Raw genomic sequence first — 21,896 nt, 5'->3', positions numbered from 1 at the left:
GGGCGAGGACGTGACGCGAAGGTCGCACCGCGGGATCGCGCCCTTCTCGTTCCCGGCGGCATCGTACCCGGCCACGATCCACCGTGCGGACTCGGGAGCCGAACCTGCGGCGCTCCGGCCTCGGGGCCGGGCCGGACCCGGGCGGCTCGGTCACTGGTCATGGGGGTGGAACTGCCCCTCGTGTCCTTGCGGGACGACCCGGCCGGGCGGGACGGTCCCGCCCGGGGCCGGCCGCGGGGGCCGGTGGATCCGGGGCCGGGGCCCGGTCGCCCGACGATCACCGACTCCGCCGCTGCCACGAACGACACCGGGGTGACGGGTCCAAACATGCGGAACAGCGGTGCCCCGATTCTGGCTCGTTTCCCGCACTCGGCGCCCCGTGGCCCCAGGGAGTGCTTGTGGCGGGAGGGATGCGCACCTAGATTCACGACGTGTCGATCCAGTAGCTGAGAGTGGCAACGGCGTCCCGCCGTGAACTCGGTGCCCGCCGGTCCGATCGTGGTGGACAACACCCTCTTCCCCGGTCGGGTGGAGATCCCGCCGCCGGCGATGACCGACGGCGTCACCCCGGCCTGGAAGAAGCCCCCGATTCGTTCCCCGTCCTCTCGACTCCCTCGTGGAAAGGCTCACGCATGACCGCCCTCACCGGACAGCACGAGAACGGCCGGCACGTGAACAGCCAGTCGGGCCACGACTCGGATCCGCACGAGACCGACCTGCGCCGGATCCGCGCCCTGATCCTGGCGGCGGACGGGCCCGAGGAGCAGCTTGCGGCGGTGATCAGGTCGGCGGGCGCCGAGCAGACGGCCGCCGACCTGGTGGACGAACTGGTCAGCCGGGCCCACCTGAGCGAGCAACTCGCCGCCGCGGCGGTGGTGGTGCAGTTCGAGCTCGCCTTCGACGGCCGGGTGATCCGGCACCACCTGCTGGCCGGCCCCAAGGCCGAGCACCGCACCGGGCCGGCCGACGAGCCCAGCGCCACCGTCGAGTTGGACCTGCTCGACCTGACCCGCGCCGTCTTCGGCGCCCGGCACACCGCAGGCCACCGCACGCCGGGGATCACCTGGCACGGCATCGAGGACCCGGCTCGGCTGATGCCCGTACTGGCGGCCTTCCCGGTCGTCCAGCAGCTGCTCCGCGGCTTGGTGGAGCAGCCGCTCGACCTGGCCGAGTTGTCGCTGCGCCACGGTTCGGACAAGTGGGGGCTGCACTACTACACCGAGCACTACGCCCGGCACTTCGCCCCGCTGCGGGACCGGCCGCTCACCGTCCTGGAGCTGGGGATCGGCGGCTACGCCGACCCGGCGGCGGGCGGTGGCTCGCTACGGATGTGGAAGCGCTTCTTCCGGCGGGGCCTCGTCTACGGGGTCGACGTCTACGACAAGACGGCGCTGCGCGAGCAGCGGATCCACACCGTCCAGGGCGACCAGGCGGACCCGGCCTTCCTCACCGCGCTGGCCGAGCGGATCGGGCCGATCGACATCGTCATCGACGACGGCAGCCACTACTGCCCGGACGTCATCGCCGCCTTCGGCGCGCTCTTCCCGCACGTGGTCCCGGGCGGGCTCTATGTGATCGAGGACCTGCAGACCTCCTACTGGCCGGGCTACGGCGGCAGTTCGGAGCGGCTCGGCGACCCGACCACCAGCATGGGCTTCCTCAAGCAGCTGCTCGACGGCCTCAACCACGAGGAGCACGAGCCGCCGACCGCGCACCGCCCGAGCGGGACCGACCGGACGCTGGCCGGCGCGCACTTCTACCACAACCTGGCGATCCTCGACAAAGGCCGCAACGAGGAGGGCACCGTCCCCGCCTGGATCCCGCGCCGACAGCTGAGCGCCGAGGAGATCGCGGGCGCCCAGTGGGCCGCCGAGCAGCAGTCCGAGCCGCAGCCCGAGGCCGGCCCGGACCAGGACCCCAGCTGAGCCGCGCGGCCTGCCGCGCCCCTTCTCCCTTCCCGAATCGCGCTTCTTGCTTCCCTCTTCCCTCGTTCCTCTTCCCGATACCGACGGAGTAGCAGTGAGCCACATCCTGATGGTCAACATCCCGGCCCACGGCCATGTCTTCCCCACTCTGGCGGTCGTCGGTGAACTGGTACGCCGCGGGCACCGGGTCACCTACGCGGCCGTCGACGACTTCGCCCAGGCCCTGGCCGAGGTCGGCGCCGAACACCTGCGCTACGACTCCACCCAGCCGCTGGACAGCGTGGGCGGTCCCGAGAACGGGCGCACCCCGCTGATCTTCCTGGACGAGAACATCGCCATCCTGCGCGCGGTCCAGGAGTGGTTCGGCGACGCCAGGCCCGACGCGGTGGTCTACGACGCCGTGGCCTTCCAGGCCGGCCGGATACTGGCCCACACCTGGGGGCTCCCGGCCGTCCAGTCGACGCCGTTCTTCGCCTCCAACGACACCTACTCCTTCGTGCAGCAGATGATGGAGGCGGACGGCGCGGTCCCGCTCACCGAGGAGGTGGTGGTCGAATTCGGCGTCCGGATGGCCGAGTTGCTGGTCTCGCACGGCGTCGACGAGCCGGCGCACGAGTTCCTGATGCGCACCGAGGGCCTCAACCTCGTCCACGTGCCGCGGTTCTTCCAGCCGCACGGCGAGAGCTTCGACGAGCGCTTCGCCTTCGTCGGGCCGTGCCTCACGGACCGCTCCTTCCTGGGGGAGTGGCAGCCCCCGGCGAGCGGCCTGCCGGTGGCGCTGGTCTCGATGGGGACCGTGCACAACAAGCATCCGGAGTTCTTCCGGCTGTGCGTGGACGCCTTCGCCGAGCTGCCCTGGCACGCCGTCATCTCGGTCGGCGGGGGGATGGACCCGGCCGACCTCGGTCCGCTGCCGGACAACGTCGAGGTCCACCGCTGGGTCTCGCACCTGGCGGTGCTCCGGCACGCCCGGCTGGTGATCACCCACGGCGGCATGGGCGGAGTACTGGAGTCCCTGGACGCCGGCTGCCCGATACTCGGAGTGCCGTCCTGGCCGGACGTCGCGGCCAACACCGCGCGGGTGGCCGAGCTGGGCCTCGGCCGGGTACTGCTGCCGGCGGAGGCCGACGTGAGCCTGCTGCGGGCCGCGATCACCGAGGTGGCCGCCGACGCGGCCGTGCAGGAGCGGGGCACCGAGGCGCAGCGGCTCACCCGGGAAGCGGGCGGTGCCACCCGCGCCGCCGACGAGATCGAGGCCTACCTGAAGCGCACGACCTGATCCCGCCACAGGGCCCGGCGTCCCCGACGAGAAGCGGAACGAACAACGGCCGCCCAGGGGTCCCGGTGGGCGGTGCGCGCCAATATGGTGGGCTGATGTCATCGATCAAGCAATTCCAGGTCACCTTCGACTGTGCGGAACCCGAGCGCCTCGCCCGTTTCTGGTGCGAGGTGTTGGGGTACGTCGTGCCGCCGCCACCGGAGGGGTTCGCCACGTGGGAGGACTACAGGAGCGCGCAGCCGGCCGAGCGGCGGGACGCGTGGTTCGCCTGCGTCGATCCGTCAGGCGTGGGGCCACGGTTGTACTTCCAGCGCGTTCCCGAGGGCAAAGCCGCCAAGAACCGGCTGCATCTCGACGTGCGGGTCGGTACCGGGCTGGTGGGTGAGGAGCGGCTGGCCGCGCTTGAGGCCGAATGCGCACGGCTGGTCCCGCTCGGCGCGGTACACGTGCGGACGCTGTACGACGGCAACGACGCGTGCATCCCGATGCAGGACATCGAGGGCAACGAGTTCTGCATAGACTGAGGAGAGGCCAAGACGTGCCGCGCTGACATCTCTTGATCGATCGTCAGATATCCGGGGCGTCGCGGGAGCCGGCCGGCATCTCGAACAGTTCTCGTCGCCCCAGCGATCCGGCGAGGCAGCCGGCGGCCATCGCGCCGAGGCTGAGGCCGCCGATGGCCGCGGGGCGCAGGTTGAACGAGGCGAGTACGTCGTGTACGCCGACCGCGAGGGCGGCTTCGCGGACTGTGCCGACACTCTTGCGCTCCTCCTGGGCGGTCTGGAGGCCTTCCTCCAGGATCTGTCTGACCGTCAGCCCGGTCCACTCGGAGACTTGTTCATACCAGCCCCAAACGACCTCGTAGGTCCGGTAGAGCCCAGGCCATGCGGTTCGGTCCCGACGCCGCCGCCGAACAGGTACCCCAGACTCATGACAGCTCCTGTGAATCGGAGCGAATGGAGGGGTGCCAGTACGGCCCGAGCGCAGTGCAGCAGAAGTGGGCCTGACACCAGAATGCCGCAGAATCCGGCGTTCGACCGGACACCCGGGAACCCATCTCGTGGCGCGATATCGATACGATATTCGGGTCTGGGAAAATATCTCCGACAGCATGCCGGCGGAGTGAATTTTCCGCTTTCGGAAAGGATCTTTTCGGCCCGTCCTCCGGGAGGGAACTCACGGGGGAGATCAGGGAGCGGTGCGCGCCGCGCTCTGCTAGGACTCAAGGAATTCCGGGAGGACGCGGGGTGGCCATGCTCCGACGCTCAGCACACCGAGGGAGTGCGCCCGGGAGACCAGAGCCGGCCGGTTCGCGGCCTGGAAATGGCGCATCATCAGCCCGATGCGGTACTCGATGCCCTGCGGGCTCAGATAGAGCGATGCCGCCAGCCGGACGGTCGGGGTGCCGACCGCGACGCCTTCCAGGATGCGGGCGTCCACGGCGGTCAGCCGACGGACGCCCGCGCCGTCGCCAGGGCCCCCGACTGCCGGACGGGCGTCGCCGGCGGGCCCGGACCGCGGCGGCCGCTGCGCGGGCTTGATCTCCTCAGAGGTCGCTGACGGTGTCACTCCTCGGTCCCCCTTCCCTGTCGTCGGCGGTCTCAGGCGTGCGGCGTACCGGCGAGGTGGTCGCGGAGCATGCCGGTCACTTCGTCCGCCCGGCTGCTGAGGTAGAAGTGCCCGCCGGGGAAGACCTTGAGATCGAACGCGGCCGTCGTGCGGTCGCGCCAGTGCCCGGCCTCGGGGACCGGTGTCCAGGCGTCCTGGTCCCCCAGCACGGCGGTGACCGGGCAGCTGACCGCGGCGTCACGGTCGGTCCGGTAGGCCCCCAGGGCCCGGTAGTCGCCGCGCAGCACGGGCATCACCATCCCCAGCAGTTCCTCGTCCTCCAGGAGCCGGGCGTCGGTGCCGCTCATGGCCCTGACCTCGGCCACGATGCCCGCGTCGTCGAGTGGGTGGGAGGGCCCGGGCCGGTCTGCGGACGGCCCCTTGCGGCCGGAGACGAAGAGGTGGTCGATCCGACCGCCCGCGCGCTCGATCCGCCGGGCCACCTCGAAGGCGACGAGCGCGCCCATGCTGTGCCCGAAGAGGGTCAGGGGGAGGTCGTCCCAGCGGCGCAGCGCTTCGGACACTTCGTCGGCCAACCGGTGCAGGTCCTGGACACCGGGTTCCTCCCGGCGGTCCTGCCTGCCGGGGTACTGCACGGCCAGGACGTCCACCGGACCGCGCAGTGCGGCGGATACCGGAAAGTAGAAACTCGCCGAGCCGCCGGCGTGCGGAAAGCAGACCAGTCGGCGCGTGGCCGTCGGCGAGGGATGGAAGCGACGGCACCACAGGTCGCTGTCCAAAGAGAGGGAGGTCATGTCGGCCTTTCTCCTTTCGCGAAATCCGCGCGGTGCCGGCGGGTGGGGTGTGGTGATCACGTCGGACACCCGCCGCACCGGTGGGCCGGCTGGTGCGTACTCATACGGGGATCCCCGATCGGCGACGATCGGCGGGTCGCGGGCGCCGCATATGACAGCCTGCCATGCCTCCGGGAATGTCAGCAAGTACGCATCGGAGCGCATCCGGCACTCATGTCCGGGTTCAAAACCGGCCGTTTCTTCGGCGAATGGTAAGAACGTTGCAGTGCGGAGCAATCCTGTGGGATTTACTTGGCTCCGACTGGAGGACTGGCTGTTGCCGGCCGGGGACGTGGGCGAGCCGGCCGCGGACGTGGAGTGGGTGCTGCGGCTGCCGGCCGACCGGTTCTCGACCGTGGTATGGGTGCCGGGCAACCACGACTGTGGACCCATCTGTCCGACCCGGTGCGGCTGCGCGGCGAGTACCGGTACGGCACGCCGGATCCGCTGCTGCGTGAGGTCTTCCCGTCCGGTGAGTAGCGGTGACGGGCTCCGGCCGGTGGGCCGTGGTGGGCGGCCTGGTCCTGACCACCGTGACGGTGCCGCGCAGCGTAAACCCGGCATGCGTGCAAGACCTGTGCTCTAGGAATACCTCTAGATACGACAGGACCGCGTTGACCCGTTCATGGTCACCCAAGACGCTGGAGGCAGTGTTGCCCACCGGTCGTGCGATGAAGAGGACTCCCCCTTGAACTTCCTGTTGCTGGGCCCGCTTTCCGTCCGGTTGAACGCGCGTGAGGTGCACGTGTCGGCGCCGAGACAACGCGTGGTCATGGCAGCCCTCCTCCTCAACGCCAACCGGGTGATCTCGGTCAACCGGATCGCCGAGTACGTCTGGGACGGCGCCCCGCCGCCGAGTGCCGCCGCGACCGTCCGCACCTATGTGATGCGCCTGCGGCAGTCGCTGGGCGAGCACGCCTCCGCCCGGATCCTCACCCGGGCGCCCGGCTACCTCCTCGAACTCGGCGAGCACGAGAGCGATCTCGGGCAGTTCACGGCCCACCGCCGGCGCGCGGCGGAGCTGGCCGAGCGCGGAGACCTGGAAGGTTCCTCCGCCGAGCTGGCCGAGGCGCTCGCCCTGTGGCGCGAGGAGCCGCTGGCGGACATCCCGTCGCAGACGCTGCGCGATGTGGAGGGCCGCTACCTCCAGGAGCTTCGCCTGCAGACCATGGAGATGCGGTTCGACGCGGAGCTGGCGCTGCTGCGGCACGCCGAGATCGTGCCGGAGCTGGTACGGCTGGTGCGGAAGCACCCCTTACGGGAGGCCCTGGTGGGCAAGCTGATGCTGGCGCTGGGGCGCTCGGGACGGCAGTCGGAGGCCCTGGACCTCTACCAGCGCACCCGGGCACTGCTCGTCGAGCAGCTCGGCGCCGAGCCGAGCACCGATCTGCGCGAGGTCCACCGGCACATCCTCTCGGCCCACGACCGGCCCCGCGCGCCCGACCCGCTGGAGCAGCCCGCGAAGGCCCCGGAGGCGGCCGTCGCGCCGGCGCCGGCCGCCGCCTGGGAAAGATCCTGCTGGCCGAGCCCGGCGCAGCTGCCCTCGGTGCCGCTGCCACTGTCGGCCCGCTCCGGTGCACTGGCGCGGCTGCAGCACTTCCTCACGACCGGCACGATGCCCGCGGGCATGGTGGCGACGGCGGTGGTGACCGGCCGGGGCGGTGTCGGCAAGAGCGCGCTGGCTCTGCAAGCGGCGCACGCCGTGCGCGGTTTCTCGGTGCACGGCCAGCTCTACGCGGACCTCGGCGGAGCCGCGCGGCCGCTGACCGCCCGGGCGGTTCTGCCGCGGTTCCTGGCGGACCTCGGTGTGCCCCGGGACGAGATACCCGAGGAGGAGTCGGAACGGGAGAGCCTCTACCGCTCGCTCACCGCGGGCCGCCGTCTGCTGGTGGTACTCGATAACGCCTCCAGCACCGCGCAGGTGCGGCCGCTGATACCGGGTAGCGGGGGCAGCAGGCTGCTGGTGACCAGCCGACGGCGGCTGGCCGATCTGGAGGGGGCGTCCCCGCTCGTACTCGGCCCGCTGGACGAGGCCGGGTCGCTGGAGCTGCTGGGCAGCATCGTCGGCCTGGCCAGGGTGGGTGCCGAACCGCGGTCGGCCCGTTCGGTGCTGACGGTCTGCGCGGGCCTGCCGCTGGCGATCCGGATCGCGGGGACCCGGCTGCTGGAGCGCCCGCACTGGACCATCGGGCACTTCGCCCGGCGGCTCACGGACGCCCCGCGGCTGCTGGACGAACTGTGCGCGGGCGACCTCGGTGTCCGGCCCTGCCTCGACGCCGACCACGCCGGGCTCCGGCGGACGGCTCCGGCCGGGGTCGACCCGGCCGAGGTGTTCACCGCGCTGGGGGCCGCCGGATCGCGTTCGGTCTCCAGCAGTAGGGTTGCGGTGATGTTCGGCTGCTCCGAGGCGCAGGCCGAGGAGGCCTTGGACGCCCTGGTCGAGGCGAATCTGCTGGGTGAGCCGGCGGCGGGCCGCTACCGGCTGGACGCGCTGCTGCGGGCGTACGCCCGCGAGCGGGCGCAGGCGGTCGCCGTACGGCAGCACGATCACCCGTACATGCGCGCCGGGTGACCGTCCCGGCGGCCCGGCGACGGGCACCCGGCGGCCCGGTTCCCCTTCCCCCGATGCTTTTCGACCCGATCTCCTTCGACCCGATCTCCTTCGAGAGGACCCCCGCGCCATGGCCCACCAGACAGAAGCCACCCACGACCTGCTCGCCTACGTCCGGGAGGTCTCCCTCCGTGACGACGATCTACTCAGGGAGCTGCGGGAGGCCACCGCGGACCTGCCGGGCGGGACCGCCATGCAGGTGATGGCGGAGGAGGGCCAACTGCTCTCCCTGCTGGTCGGGTTGACGGGGGCGCGGGCGGTGCTGGAGATCGGCACCTTCACCGGCTACAGCACCCTGTGCATGGCCCGCGCTCTCCCGGCCGACGGGGTGCTGGTGTCCTGCGACATCGACGACCGGTGGCCGGCCATCGGCGCCGACTTCTGGAAGCGGGACGGGGTCGACTCGCGGATCGACCTGCGGATCGGCGATGCCACCTTGACCCTGGACGCGCTGCTGACGGAGCGCGGGCCGGAGAGCTTCGACCTGGTGTTCATCGACGCGGATAAGAGCAACTACGTCCGCTACTACGAGACTTCGCTGGCGCTGCTGCGCGCCGGCGGTCTGATCGTGGTCGACAACACCCTCTTCTTCGGCCGGGTCGCCGATCCGGCCGCCGTGGACCCGGAGACCGCCGGGGTCCGGGCTTTGAACCGCCTGCTGCACGAGGACCCTCGGGTGGAGCTGTCGCTGCTGGTGATGGCCGACGGGATCACCCTCGTCCGCAAGCGCTGAGGGCGGCGGGCCGGAGCCCGGGAGCGCCGGCCGCCGCCGCGGTCACGACGTTCCCGGGCCCCCTTCCGGCACGTTCAGGTCGGGTGCGTCCACGCTGATGACCGTGGACACCACGCGCGGGCCGGGGACCAGGTGGAGGCGCTGGAGTCCGGTGTCCTCCGGAACCGGCGCGAGGACGGCGGCACACGGGCACGGGGCTTCGTCCAGGCCCTCGAAGCCCGCGAACCGGTAGGCGATCTCCATCATCCGGTTGCGTTCGGTCGCCCGGAAGTCCGCGACCAGGTGGACTCCGGACCGGGCGGCGGCGTCGGCCAGCCAGTTCAGCAGGGTCGCGCCGGCGCCGTAGGCGACGACCCGGCAGGAGGTGGCGAGCAGCTTGAGGTGCCACAGGCCCGGGTGCCGTTCGAGCAGCAGGACGCCGACCGCGCCGTGCGGGCCGAACCGGTCGGTGAGGGTGACCACCAGGACCTCGTGCCGGGGGTCGGTGATCAGGCCGCGCAGCACCGCGTCCGGGTAGTGGACCCCGGTCGCGTTCATCTGGCTGGTGCGCAGGGTGAGTTCCTCGACCCGGGACAGCTCCTCGCCGGTGGCCCGGCCGATGCGCATCCGCAGGTCCAGGGAGCGCAGGAACTCCTCGTCGGGGCCGGGGGCGGCCGCCCGCTCGGCCTCGCGGCGGAAGCCCGCCTGGTACATCTGGCGGCGGCGCCGGGAGTCGACGGTGCTGGCCGCGGGGGTGAACTCGGCGAGTTCGGGGAGTGCGAGGACCTGCTCGGCCGGGTAGCACCGTACGTCGGGCAGGTGGAAGGCCACTTCGGCGCGTTCGGCGGGCCGGTCGTCGACGAAGGCGATGGTCGTGAGCGCGAAGTTCAGCCGGTCGGCGATCCGGCGCACCGACTCGGACTTGGTGCCCCACCCGATCTCCGGCAGGACGAAGTACTCGGCCACGCCGAACGCCTCCAGCCGGGCCCAGGCGTGCTCGTGGTCGTTACGGCTGGCGACGGACTGGAGGATGCCGCGGGAGTCGAGCTCGATCACCACCTTGCGCACCTCGTCCGGCAGGTGCACCTCGCCGTCCTCCAGCAGGGTGCCCTGCCAGAGGGTGTCGTCCAGATCCCAGACCAGGCACTTGACAATCTCGGCCATGCCGTCCTTCCTCGTCTCGTCGGCCGTGGGCCCGCTCACCGTGCCCCCGGAGCGGACAGGGCGTGCTGTGCCAGCATCAGCCGGCACAGCTCGTTGCTGCCCTCGATGATCTCCATCAACTTGGCGTCCCGGTACGCCCGGGCCGCCGCGTGCCCGTCCCGGGACCCGGCCGAGGCCAGTACCTGGACGGCCGTCGCCGCGCCCCGGGCTGCCTGCGTCGCGCTGACGTGTTTGGCCAGTACGGTCGCCACCACCTGGTCCGGCGACCCTTCGTCCCAGCAGCGGCTGGCGTGCTCGCAGACCCGCGCGGCCACCTGCTCGGCCGTGTAGAGGTCGGCGAGGTGCCCGGCGACGAGCTGGTGCTCTGCGAGCGGCCTGCCGAACTGCTCCCGCCCTGAGGCGTGCGCGGTGGCCGCCGCCAGACAGGCCCGCAGGATGCCCACGCACCCCCAGGCGACGGACATCCGCCCGTAGGCCAGCGCGGTCGTCACCAGCAGGGCGGGCGGCAGTCCGTGACCGCCCAGGACGCTGTCGGCCGGCAGCCGCACCCCGTCGAGGTGTACGTCCGCGTGTCCGGCCGCGCGGCAGCCGAGCGGGTCGGCGATCCGCTCGATCCGGACGCCGGGCGTGTCGGCGGGCACCACGACGGCCACCGCGCCGTCCTCGTAGCGGCCGACGACGACCAGCAGGTCGGCGTAGTGGGCGGCGGTCACCCACTTCTTGTGTCCGTCGACGACGACCGCGTCGCCGTCGCGGCGCACGGTCGTCGTCATCGCCGCGAGGTCACTGCCGGCGCCGGGCTCGCTGAAGCCGACCGCCGCCAGTCCGCCGCCGGTCAGCCGGGGAAGGTGGGCGGCCGACTGCTCGGCGGTGCCGAGGCGCTGGATGGTCCACGCCGCCATGCCCTGGGAGGTCATCACGCTGCGCAGCGAGCTGCAGAGGCCGCCCACGTGGGCGGTGTACGCGCCGCTGCGCATGCTGCTGAGCCCCCAGCCGCCGTACTGCTCCGGGACTTCGGCGCACAGTCGGCCCTCGGCGCCCAGTTCGCGGAGCAGGTCCAGCGGGATGAGGCCGGTCCGGTCCCACTCCCCCGCCTGGTCGCCGACCCGCAGGGTGACGGAGGTCATGGCGCTGTTCAGGTCCTCACCCATGCCGGCCCCCGGCGGCGGGCACCCGGAGCCGGTCCACCAGCTCCGCCATCCGCCGTACGGTGCGGAAGTTGTCCAGCCGCAGGTCCGCGCCGCGGACGGCGATGGCGTAGGTCTTCTCCAGGTGCACCACCACCTGCATGGCGAACAGGGACGACAGGCCGCCGGCGTCGAACAGGTCGGTGTCTGCGTCCCAGGCGGTTCCGGTGTGTCCCTCCAGGAATCCCAGCAGTTCCTTCTCCAGGTCGTGGGTGTCGGGCGTGTTCGCTGTGGTCATGGCCGTCTCCTTGTCGGGTCGGGGTGATCAGGTGTAGTCGTAGAAGCCGCGCCCGGACTTGCGGCCCAGCCGGCCCTCGCGGACCAGCCGGAGCAGCAGTTCGGCGGGGCGGCAGCCGTCGTCGCCGGTGCGTTCGTGGAGCACGGTGAGGGAGTCGACGAGGTTGTCGATGCCGATCAGGTCCGCGGTGCGCAGCGGGCCGGTGGGGTGTCCCAGGCAGCCCTGCATCAGGGTGTCGACGTCCTCCGCGGTCGCCGTGCCCTCCTCCACGACCCGGGCCGCGTCGTTGATCATCGGGTGCAGGATGCGGCTGGTCACGAAGCCGGGTGCGTCCCGGACGACCACCGCCCGCCGCCGCAGCGCCGTGAGCAGGGCCGCCACGGCGGCCATCGCCGGGTCCCCGGTCTTGGCGCCGCGGACCACTTCAGCGGTGCCGATCAGGTAGGGCGGGTTCATGAAGTGGGTGCCGACCAGATCCTCCGGCCGCTCCACGGCCCCGGCCAGTTCGTCGACGGGGATCGAGGAGGTGTTGGTGATCAGCAGGGTTCCGGGCCGGACCAGTCCGGAGACCTCGGACAGGACGGCGGCCTTGATCGCGGCGTTCTCGGTGACCGCCTCGACGACGGCGGTGGCTCCGGCGGCGGCCTTGAGCGAGGTGCCGGTGGCCAGGGCGCCGAGGGGCGTCCCGGCGGGCAGGGCGCCCATCAGCTCGGCCAGCCGGAGGTCGCCGTCGATCAGGTCCGTGGCCCGGTCGAGCCGTTCCCGGTCGATGTCGACCAGGTGGACCGGCAGGCCGTGTCCGAGGGCGAGGACGGTGATGCCGACGCCCATCACCCCGGCTCCCAGCACGGTGAGGGCGTGTCGCGGGGGGGAATCGTCGTACGGGGCTGTGGTCAACGGGCTCTCCTTCGGTTTCACAGGTCTTCGGGGGTGCGGAGGGTGGTGCCGAGCCAGTCGGCGACGGCGTCGCCGGTGGTCGCGACATGCTGTTCCATGATCGAGAAGTGGTCTCCGGGAACGTCGACGACGGTGTCGGCACCGGCCCAGGACGAGCGCCAGTCACCGGCTTCGGCGGACGGGCGGCCGAGCGGAGTGGAGGCGCGGACCAGCAGCAGCGGGGCGCGGACCGCCGGGGGTTTCCAGTCGTCGAGCAGACGGAAGTAGCCGCCCATCGCGGTCAGCCTGGTCCCGTCCATCGGGGCCGCCCGGTCCTCGCGGTCGAACATGCCGCCCAGCAGGACGTCGTTGAACTGGGTGATGCCCTCGTTGTCGGAGAGGTAGGTGTCCAGCAGCACCACGGCCGCCGGGCCCTCGCCGCGCTGCTCCAGCGCGGCGGCCACTCCGTGGGCGAGCGTGCCGCCGGAGGAGGAGCCGGCCAGGACGAGCGTCCGTCCGGGCAGTTCCCGGAGCAGTGTCGTCGCCTGGAAGTCCAGCAGGGCCGACATGTCGGCGGGCAGTTCCTCCTCGGGGGTGAATCCGGGGGCGTCCAGGGCGGCGACGGCGTAGCGGTCCCGGAAGCGGGCGGCGAAGCGGGCGTACTGGTGGGCACCGCCGAGGGCGACGATGGAGCCGAAGCAGACGAGTACGGGGGCGTCGGCGCGCTCGTTCAGGCGCAGCAGCCGCGGGCCGGTACCGGCGGCCGCGAGGTCGCTGCCGCTGGGGAAGGCCGGGCGCAGGGCGGAGGCGTGCTTGAGCAGGGCGATGCCCTCGTCGATCCGGCCGAGTGCGCAGGCCCGGCGGAACAGCACGCTCACCGGGTCGGTGTCGGCGGTGTCGGTTCCGGTTGCGGCGGTTCCGGTTGCGGGCGCCGTTTCGGGCCGGGGGGTGTCTTCCCTCCGAGCCTCGGCGGCGAGGCGCGCCGCGAGCGCGGCGGGGGTGCCGCTGTCGAAGACGGCGGAGGGCCGCAACCGCAGTCCGGTGGCGGCGGCCAGCCGGTTGCGGAGCTCGACCGCGGTCAACGAGTCGAATCCGACGGAGAGGAAGGGCACCGTCGCGGACAGCGCCCCGGAGTCGGTGTGGCCGAGGACTTCGGCGGCCTGGGCGAGGACGATGTCAAGCAGGACCAGCCCGCGTTCCTGTACGTCGGCGGCGGCGTCGAGCCGTTGCCGCAGCGCTGCGGCGGCGGTCGGCGTCCCCTTCGCTCCGGTCGTCGCGGTCGGGCTGCGCCGGACCAGGGAGCGCAGCATCGGGTGCACCGGGCCGTCGCCGCGCACGGTGAGGTCGAGGTGGGCCAGGACGACGGGGCTCCCGTCTCCCGGCGGGGCGGCGTCCGCGGCGCACACCGTGTCCAGCAGGGCCATGGCCTCCTCGTCGGAGAGGCCGCGGGCGCCGCGCCGGTCGATGCGCCGCCGTTCGGCGCCGCCGAGCTCCGCCGTCATCCCGCTCACCCGCTCCCAGGGCCCCCAGGCCAGGGACAGGCCGGGGAGCCCGAGCCGTCGGCGTTCCGCGATGAGGGCGTCGAGCGCGGCGTTGGCGGCCGAGTAGGACGCCTGGCCGGGGCTGCCCAGCACGCCCGCGGCGGAGGAGAAGACGACGAACGCGGACAGGTCCGCTCCGCGCGTCAGTTGGTCGAGGTGCCGGGCGGCGTCGAACTTGGGCCGCAGGACGGCGGTCATCCGCTCACCCGTCAGCCCGTCCAGCAGACCGTCGTCGAGCACTCCGGCGGTGTGGACCACGGCGCACAGCGGATGGCGTTCGGGGATGGCTGCCAGGGCGGCGGCCAGTGCCTGACGGTCGGACACATCACAGCTGACAGCGGCCAGTTCGGCTCCGGCCTCGGCCAGCTCCGCCGTCAGCTCCGGCATGCCGGGGGCGTCGGCGCCGCGGCGGCTCAGCACGAGGAGGTGGCGTACCCCGTGCGCGGCGACCAGATGGCGCGCCAGGACGGCCGCGAGAGCGCCGCCCCCGCTCACCAGTACCGTCCCTTCGGACGGCCCGAACGGGCCGGCCGGCCGGGTCGCGGTGGCGGTGGTGGCGGTGGCCCTGGCGGTGGTGACCGGCGGCCGTATCAGTCGGGGCGCGTACAGGACGCCACCGCGCAGGGCCGCCTGTGGTTCGCCCGTGGCGAGGAGCTCGGCGAGCGCGTCGCCGAGACCGTCCGGGTCCGGCCCTTCGGTGTCCAGCAGCACGAACCGGTCGGGGTGTTCGAGCTGAGCGGCTCGGAGCATGCCCCAGACGGCCGCCGCACCGAGGTCCGCCGGCTGCGGCTGCGCGCCGAGCGGGCCGGTCGCGCCCCGGGTGAGCACCACCAGGGGCGTACGGGCGGTGGTGTCGTCGGCCAGGTGGGCCTGGAGGCGGTCCAGGACCCCGGACGCGACCGCGTGCACCGCCGCGGGGTCCGCATCCCGGGCGGGGGCGTCCGCGGTCACGGTGTCGGCGCGCGGGGGGCAGGTCAGCAGCATCGCGTCGGGTGTCGCGGACGGGGGTTCGGTGGGGAAGGCGGCCGGCAGCAGCCGCTCGTCCTGCGGGCCGAGGAGGCCCCAGCGGGTGACCGGGCGCGGGCCGGGCCCGGCAGTGACCGGCGTCCAGCCGACGTGGAAGACGGAGCCGGAGGACGCCCCCAGTGCGGCGGTGGACGCCGTGCGCAGGGTGAGCGAGCCGACCGTCGCCACCGTGCGCTCCGAGGGATCGGTGATCCGCGCGGTGACGGCGTCCGGGCCGTCGGGGCGCAGCCGGACGCGCAGGACCGGCGCGTCGGAGGTTTCGATCGCGACGCGCTGCCAGGAGAACGGCAGGGGGACGCCGTCGGCGGGCTCCGCGGTCGCGGCGCCTTCGCGCAGACCGGTCGTCTGGAGGGCCGCGTCCAGGAGGGCCGGGTGCACGCCGAAGCCGCCCGCTCCGCCGGCGGGGAGGCCGTCGGGCAGGGCCACTTCGGCGTGGATCGCGTCTGCGGTGCGCCATGCGGCGCGCAGGCCCCGGAACGCCGGGCCGTAGGCGACGCCCCGGGTTTCGAGCAGCCCGTACAGTTCGTCCACGTCGAGGGGGACCGCGTCGGGCGGGGGCCAGGTGCCGGCCGGTTCGGTCGTGTCGTCCCGGTCGGCCGAGAGGTCCCGGGGGCCGACCGCGCCGGTCGCGTGCCGGGTCCAGGGCCGGTCGGCGGAGCCGGGGGCGGCCTCGGGCCGGGAGTGGAACTCCACCGGGCGCCGTCCCGCGCCGTCTTCGGCGCCCACCCGTACGCGCAGTTGCACGGCCTGATCGTCGGGCAGCAGCAGCGGGGCGGCGAGGGTCAGCTCCTCCACGAGGGCGCAGCCGAGGCGGCGGCCCACGTGCGCGGCCAGCTCCACGAGGGCCGCGCCAGGCAGGATCACGGCTCCGGCCACGGCGTGGTCGGCGAGCCAGGGGTGGGTGGCCGAGGAGAGCCGGCCGGTGAAGAGGGTGCCCGCGTCGTCGGGCAGTTCGACCGCGGCGCCGAGCAGCGGGTGGTCCGCGGCGGACTGGCCGGTGGCCGCCTGGTCCCGGTCGGCCGGCAGGGCGTCCAGCCAGTAGCGGCGTCGTTGGAAGGCGTAGGTGGGCAGGTCCACCCGCTGGGCACCGGTTCCCGCGAACAGTCGCTCCCAGTCGACGCGCAGGCCCCGGACGTGTGCCTCGGCAAGCGCGAGCTGGAGTCGGCGGAGCCCTCCGGCCCCGCGCCGCAGGGTGTCGAGCACCAGCGTCTCCGGGGCGCCCGCGTCGGCGGCCGTGTCCTCGATCGCGTACATCAGGGCGGGCTGGGGGCCGGACTCGATGAAGACGCGGTGCCCGGCCGCGAGGAGCGAGCGGGTCGCCCGCTCGAACTCGACGGTCTGCCGGAGGTTGCGGTACCAGTACTCGGCGCCCAGGGACTTCGTGTCCAGCAGGCCGCCGGTCACGCTGGAGTAGTACGGCACGGCACCCGCGAGGGGGGTGATCCCGTCCAGGTCCGAGAGCAGGCGCCGGCGGATCTGCTCCACGTGCGAGGAGTGCGACGCGAAGTCGGTTTCGATGCGAGTCGCCCACACCCCTTCCTCCAGGAGTTCCTCCACCAGGGCCGTGACCGCGTCGGCGTCGCCCGACACCGCCACCGACGACGGGCCGTTCACCGCCGCCACCGAGAGCCGGCCCGCCCACGGGGCGATGCGCTCCCGTGCCACGTCCACCGGCAGGGGCACCGACGCCATACCGCCACGCCCCGCCAACGCCCCCACCGCACGGGAACGCAGCGCGACCACCCGCGCCCCGTCGTCGATGCTCAGGCCACCCGCCACCACCGCGGCGGCGATCTCGCCCTGGGAGTGGCCCACCACCGCGTCCGGAACGACGCCGAACGAGCGCCACACCTCCGCCAGCGACACCATCACCGACCACAGCACCGGCTGCAGCACGTCGACCCGGGCGAGCAACCGATCCGAGCCCAGCGCCTCCGCCGACGACCAATCCACGTAAGGCGCCAGCGCCCGCTCGCACTCGGCCATCCGCCCCGCGAACGCCTCCGATTCGGCCAGCAGCTCTGCGGCCATCCCCACCCACTGCGAACCCTGACCCGGGAACACCAACACCGAACGGCCCGGGGGCAGCCCGCTGCCGACCGTCACGCCCGCCGCACGCACGCCCCGCGACAGGGCGGCGACACCGGCCAGCAGTTCGCCCCGGTCCGCCCCCACCACCACGGCGCGCTCCGCGAACCGCGAACGCCCCGCCGCCAGCGAATGGCCGACGTCCGTCACGCTCAGGCCCGGTTCCGCCACCACCCGCTCGTACAGCGCCGTCGCCTGGGCGCGCAGCGCATCCGGAGTACGCGCCGACAGGATCCAGGGGACGGCGGCGGGCACCGGTTCCGGTGTGGCGGGCCCGTCGGAAGCTGCCGGGTCGGCCGGGGCCTGTTCGAGGATGACGTGGGCGTTGGTGCCGCTGGCGCCGAAGGAGGACACCCCGGCCCGGCGCGGACGTCCCGTCTCCGGCCAGGGGGCGGCCTCGGTGAGCAGGGAGACGGCTCCCTCGGTCCAGTCGATCTGGGGCGAGGGACGGTCGACGTGCAGGGTGCGCGGCATCACGCCGTGCCGCATCGCGAGCACCGACTTGATCACCCCGCCGACGCCCGCGGCGGCCTGGGTGTGGGACAGGTTGGACTTCAGCGAGCCCAGCCGCAACGGCCGCCCGGCGGGCCGGTCCTGCCCGTACGTGGCCATGAGCGCCTGCGCCTCGATGGGGTCGCCGAGGACGGTGCCGGTGCCGTGCGCCTCCACCATGTCGACCTCGGACGGGTCGAGTCCGGCACGGGCGAGCGCCCCGTTGATGACGCGCTGCTGCGCGGGCCCGTTCGGGGCGGTCAGCCCGTTGCTGGCGCCGTCCTGGTTGACGGCCGAGCCGCGGATGACGGCCAGGACGGGGTGCCCCGCGCGCCGGGCGTCCGAGAGCCGTTCCAGCAGGAGCAGGCCCAGGCCCTCCCCGAACCCGGCTCCGTCCGCCGCGGACGAGAAGGACTTGCTGCGTCCGTCGGGTGCCAGGCCGCGCTGGCGGCTGAATCCGACGTACAGGCCGGGGGTGGACATCACGGTCACCCCACCGGCCAGGGCGAGGGTGGTGTCGCCGGAGCGCAGCCCCTGGCAGGCGAGGTGGACGGCGACCAGGGAGGACGAGCAGGCGGTGTCCAGGGTGACCGCCGGGCCTTCCAGGCCCAGGGTGTAGGCGATCCGGCCCGAGGCGACGCTGGGGATGGTGCCGGTGCCGAGGAAGCCTTCCACTTCGTCGGGCACCCGGCCGAGCCGGGACCCGTATTCGCTGTAGATCACTCCGGTGTAGACGCCGGTGCGGCTGCCGCGCAGGGTCGCCGGGTCGATGCCCGCGCGTTCCACCGCTTCCCAGGACGCTTCCAGCAGCAGCCGCTGCTGCGGGTCCATGGCCAGGGCCTCGCGCGGCGAGATGCCGAAGAAGCCGGGGTCGAAGCCGGTCGCGTCGTGGAGGAAGCCGCCTTCCCGGACGTAGAAGGTGCCGGGGGTGTCGGCGTCGGCGTCGAAGCCGCCCTCGACGTCCCAGCCGCGGTCGGTGGGGAACGGCGAGACCGCGTCGCGTTCCTTGACCAGCAGCTCCCACAGGTCTTCCGGGGTGCGTATGCCGCCGGGGTAGCGGCAGCTCATCGCCACGATGGCGATGGGCTCGGCGGAGTCGTCGCGGAGCCGTCGGTTCTCCTGCCGCAGGCGCTGGTTGTCCACCAGCGAGGCGCGCAGGGCGGCGACCACCTGGTCCGTGTCGGTGGGCATGGGGTTGGGCTTCTCCTTCTGCGGCTGTCGGTCAGTCACGTTCGCCGCCCAGGGCCATCCGGACGAGGTCGTCGACGGCCATGGCGTTGATGTCGGCGGCGGGAGCCGGCGTGTCCGGTGTCTCCGGCCGGTCGGCGAGGTGCGCCCCGGCGGCCTTCCCGGTGCCGGCGGGGTCGCCCGGCCCGTCGGGTACCAGGCGCCCGGTGAGGTGGGCGGCGACGGCGGCCGGGGTGGGGTGGTCGAAGACCAGGGTGGCGGGCAGCCGGCGGCCGGTGGCGGCGCCGAGCCGGTTGCGGAGTTCGACGGAGGTGAGCGAGTCGAAGCCGAGGTCCTTGAACGCCTGGTCCGGGTCGACGGCCTCGGGTCCGCCGTGGCCGAGGATGTCGGCTACCCGGCTCCGTACCAGGGCGAGCAGGGTGGCGACGCGTTCCTCCGGGGTGAGGCCGGTCAGCCGGCGGCGCAGCGAGTCCGCTTCGGCGGCGTCCGCCCCGGAGGCGGGGCGGCGTGCGGTACCGGGGACCAGGGCGGCGAGCAGGGCCGGGACGGGTCCGGTCCGGGCTGCCGTCCGGAGCCGGCCGAGGTCGATCTTGACCGGGACGAGCAGCGGTTCGTCCAGGGTGAGCGCCGCGTCGAACAGGGCCAGGCCCTCTTCGCTGCCGATGGCCGCGGTGCCTCCCCGGGACATCCGCCGCAGGTCGGCGGCGGTGAGCGTGCCGGTCATGGTGCTGCGGCGCGCCCACAGGCCCCAGGCGAGCGACTGGGCGGGCAGTTTCAGGGCACGGCGGTGCTGGGCGAGCGCGTCGAGGAAGGCGTTGGCGGCCGCGTAGTTGCCCTGCCCGGCGTTGCCGACCGTGGCGGACGCGGAGGAGAACAGGACGAAGGCCGACAGCGCAAGGTCACGGGTGAGGTTGTGCAGGTTGAGGGCTGCGTCGACCTTGGGCCGCAGGACGTGGCGCATCCGCCCGGGGGTCAGCGACTCGATCGTCCCGTCGTCCAGGACGCCGGCCGCGTGGACGACCGCGCTCAGCGGGCGGTCGGCGGGGATGCCGGCGAGCAGCGCGGCGAGCGCGTCCCGGTCGGCGACGTCACAGGCCTCCACGTCCACCCGGGCGCCGAGGCCGCGCAGTTCGGCGGCGAGGTCGGCCAGGCCCGGGGTGTCCGTGCCGCGCCTGCCGACGAGCAGCAGGTTCTGTACGCCGTGCGCGGTCACGAGGTGCTGTGCCACCAGGCCGCCGAGCGTGCCGCCGGCCCCGGTGACGAGGACGGTTCCCCCGGCCGCGGCGATACCGGACGGTGTGTCCGGGGCCGGGTTCGGGTCCGTGGCGACGGTGGCCCTGGTGAGGCGGGCGGCGAGGAGCTCTCCGCCGCGTATCGCCAGTTGGGGTTCCGTTCCGGCCAGTGCCCGGGGCAGCAGGCCGGGCACGGCGGCCGGGTCGTCGGTGTCGATCAGCAGGAAGCGGTCCGGGTGCTCGGACTGGGCGGAGCGGACGAGGCCGCGGACCGCGGCGCCGGTGAGGTCGGTGACCTCCTCGCCGGCTGCCGTGGAGACCGCACCCCGGGTGACGAGCACGAGCCGGGTGCCGTCGTCCCACCGCGGGTCGGCCAGCCAGTCCTGGACGAGCCGCAGGGCGTCGTCCAGTGCGGTGTGCACGGATGCGGCGTCGGGCGGGGACGGAAGGTCCGGGGTGTGGTCGCACCAGGCCAGCACGGCGGCGGGCGGCGGCGCTCCCCCGTCCAGCGCGGCACCGAGCGCGGCCAGGTCCGGATGGCTGTCCGGGAAGAGTTCCCGGCCGCCGAGGACAGCCCAGTGTCCGAGGGGGTCGGCGGGTGCGGTGGCGGGCACCGCCGACCACTGCACCCGGTAGAGGGATTCCGGGCCGCCGCCCGGGCGGAGGGTGTCGAGGTCGATCAGGCGGACGGCGAGCGCCTCGACCGACGCGACCGGGAGGCCGGTCGAGTCGGTCGCGTCGATCGACACCGATCCGTCCGGCCGGAAGCCGAGCCGTACCCTGAGCGCGGTGGCTCCGGAGGCGTGCAGCCCGACTCCGCTCCAGGAGAACGGCAGTCCGGCGGACGGCCGGTCCGCGCCCGATTCGGTGTCCGGCCGAGCCCGCAGGAACAGCCCCTGGAGGGCGGCGTCCAGGAGGGCGGGGTGCACGCCGAAGGCGGAGGCGGACCGGTGCTGGTCCTCGGGCAGACGTACCTCGGTGAAGATCTCGTCACCCCGGCGCCAGGCAGCGGTGAGCCCGCGGAAGGCGGGTCCGTAGCCGTAACCGGAGGCACGGAACCGCTCGTACAGGTCGTCGACGGGGATCGGGACGGCGCCGGGCGGGGGCCAGGAGCCGGCGTCGTCCGGTACGGCTGAGGACGACGGCTCGCGGGTCGTGGCGTCGGCGGTGAGCCTGCCGGTCGCGTGCGCGGTCCAGTGCGGGGTCGCCGCGTCCTCGCGGCAGGAGAACAGGTCCAGTGAGCGGCTGCCGTGCGCGTCCGTGGCGCCGACCCGAACCTGCAGGCGGACGGCGGTGTCGGCGGGTATCAACAGCGGTGACTGGAGCGTCAGTTCCTCCACCGTGTGGCAGCCGGCCTCGTCCGCGGCGCGTACCGCGAGTTCCGCGAAGGCCGCGCCGGGCAGCAGGACCGTACCGGCCACCGCATGGTCGGCGAGCCAGGGGTGGGTACGCAGCGAGATCCGGCCCGTGAGCAGCAGTTCACCCGTGTCGGCCAGTTCGATGGCCGCTCCGAGGACGGGGTGGTCGGCCGGATCGAGCCCGGCCGCGCCCACATCGGCCGCCGTGGTGGGCGCCGGCTCGGGCCAGTAGCGGCTGCGCTGGAAGGCGTACGTCGGCAGGTCCACCCGCCGCGCCCCCGGGAACGCACCCGAGAAGTCCGCCCCCAACCCGCACTCCCACGCACGACCCACCGCACGCAGCACCTGCGCCGGGCCACCCTCCCCACGACGCAACGTCCCCAACACCACGGCATCCACACCTGCGGCCTCCACCGACTCCCCCACCGCCACACCCAGCACCGCATGCGGGCTGGACTCGACGAAGAACCGGAAGCCCTCCTCCAGCAACGCCTCCGTGGCCTGCCCGAACTCCACCGTCTCCCGCAGGTTCCGGTACCAGTACTCGGCGTCGAGGAACTTCGTATCCAGCCAGCCG

The 21,896-nt window shown here is 73.4% G+C and carries 13 protein-coding genes and 1 pseudogene; 5 read left to right on the top strand and 9 right to left on the bottom strand.

Annotated features, from left to right (window positions below):
• The first annotated feature begins 632 nt into the window (after positions 1-632).
• The 3 genes from ACIBEC_RS46140 to ACIBEC_RS46130 all read left to right on the top strand — a co-directional run bounded on the left by ACIBEC_RS46140 (position 633) and on the right by ACIBEC_RS46130 (position 3,728).
• Positions 633-1,925 carry a hypothetical protein gene (locus ACIBEC_RS46140; protein ID WP_360509323.1) on the top strand — a complete coding sequence of 431 codons (1,293 nt, stop codon included), beginning with the start codon at positions 633-635 and terminating at the stop codon, positions 1,923-1,925.
• 94 nt (positions 1,926-2,019) lie between these two features.
• Positions 2,020-3,204: a macrolide family glycosyltransferase gene (locus ACIBEC_RS46135; protein ID WP_360509321.1), complete on the top strand. Its 1,185-nt coding sequence runs from the start codon at positions 2,020-2,022 to the stop codon at positions 3,202-3,204.
• 95 nt (positions 3,205-3,299) lie between these two features.
• Entirely contained in the window at positions 3,300-3,728 is a 429-nt protein-coding gene (locus ACIBEC_RS46130; protein WP_360509319.1) for a VOC family protein, read from the top strand.
• A 49-nt stretch (positions 3,729-3,777) separates the two neighbouring features.
• On the opposite strand, the pseudogene ACIBEC_RS46125 reads toward ACIBEC_RS46130, so the two are convergent.
• The 3 genes and pseudogenes from ACIBEC_RS46125 to ACIBEC_RS46115 all read right to left on the bottom strand — a co-directional run.
• Positions 3,778-4,136, bottom strand: a pseudogene (locus ACIBEC_RS46125) (ACP S-malonyltransferase); the annotation flags it as partial.
• Positions 4,137-4,419: 283 nt separating this feature from the next.
• A complete protein-coding gene (locus ACIBEC_RS46120; RefSeq protein WP_360509318.1) occupies positions 4,420-4,644 on the bottom strand; it encodes a hypothetical protein in 225 nt (74 codons plus the stop codon).
• A 161-nt stretch (positions 4,645-4,805) separates the two neighbouring features.
• Positions 4,806-5,567, bottom strand: a complete 762-nt coding sequence (locus ACIBEC_RS46115) for an alpha/beta fold hydrolase (RefSeq protein WP_360509316.1) — start codon at positions 5,565-5,567, stop codon at positions 4,806-4,808.
• Between the two features lie 778 nt (positions 5,568-6,345).
• Here ACIBEC_RS46115 and ACIBEC_RS46110 point away from each other — a divergent pair.
• Together ACIBEC_RS46110 and ACIBEC_RS46105 are read left to right on the top strand one after the other, a co-directional pair.
• The gene (locus ACIBEC_RS46110; RefSeq protein ID WP_360509334.1) at positions 6,346-8,178 is read left to right on the top strand and encodes a BTAD domain-containing putative transcriptional regulator; all 1,833 of its coding nucleotides are present in this window, start codon (positions 6,346-6,348) and stop codon (positions 8,176-8,178) included.
• Between the two features lie 109 nt (positions 8,179-8,287).
• Entirely contained in the window at positions 8,288-8,950 is a 663-nt protein-coding gene (locus ACIBEC_RS46105) for a class I SAM-dependent methyltransferase (protein ID WP_360509315.1), read from the top strand.
• Between the two features lie 42 nt (positions 8,951-8,992).
• On the opposite strand, the gene ACIBEC_RS46100 is transcribed toward ACIBEC_RS46105, so the two are convergent.
• From ACIBEC_RS46100 to ACIBEC_RS46075, 6 genes are all read right to left on the bottom strand, one after another.
• Complete coding sequence (locus tag ACIBEC_RS46100) at positions 8,993-10,093, bottom strand: HAD-IIIC family phosphatase (RefSeq protein WP_360509313.1); 1,101 nt, start codon at positions 10,091-10,093, stop codon at positions 8,993-8,995.
• Between the two features lie 35 nt (positions 10,094-10,128).
• Positions 10,129-11,244, bottom strand: a complete 1,116-nt coding sequence (locus ACIBEC_RS46095) for an acyl-CoA dehydrogenase family protein (protein ID WP_360509311.1) — start codon at positions 11,242-11,244, stop codon at positions 10,129-10,131.
• Complete coding sequence (locus ACIBEC_RS46090; protein ID WP_360509310.1) at positions 11,237-11,518, bottom strand: acyl carrier protein; 282 nt, start codon at positions 11,516-11,518, stop codon at positions 11,237-11,239. The genes ACIBEC_RS46095 and ACIBEC_RS46090 overlap by 8 nt, the downstream gene beginning before the upstream one ends.
• Before the next feature lie 27 nt (positions 11,519-11,545).
• On the bottom strand, positions 11,546-12,415 hold the full coding sequence (locus ACIBEC_RS46085; RefSeq protein ID WP_360509308.1) for a 3-hydroxyacyl-CoA dehydrogenase family protein: 870 nt from the start codon (positions 12,413-12,415) through the stop codon (positions 11,546-11,548).
• Positions 12,416-12,432: 17 nt separating this feature from the next.
• Positions 12,433-18,732: a type I polyketide synthase gene (locus tag ACIBEC_RS46080; RefSeq protein WP_360509306.1), complete on the bottom strand. Its 6,300-nt coding sequence runs from the start codon at positions 18,730-18,732 to the stop codon at positions 12,433-12,435.
• A gap of 31 nt (positions 18,733-18,763) precedes the next feature.
• Positions 18,764-21,896 (bottom strand): type I polyketide synthase (locus ACIBEC_RS46075; protein WP_360509305.1); only part of this gene is annotated, 3,133 nt, incomplete at its 5' end.

The organism is Kitasatospora sp. NPDC051164 (genome assembly GCF_044455625.1).
Taxonomy (GTDB): Bacteria; Actinomycetota; Actinomycetes; order Streptomycetales; family Streptomycetaceae; genus Kitasatospora.
Note: the sequence above shows the minus strand (reverse complement) of the source record. Positions and strands in the feature narration are given on the sequence as shown.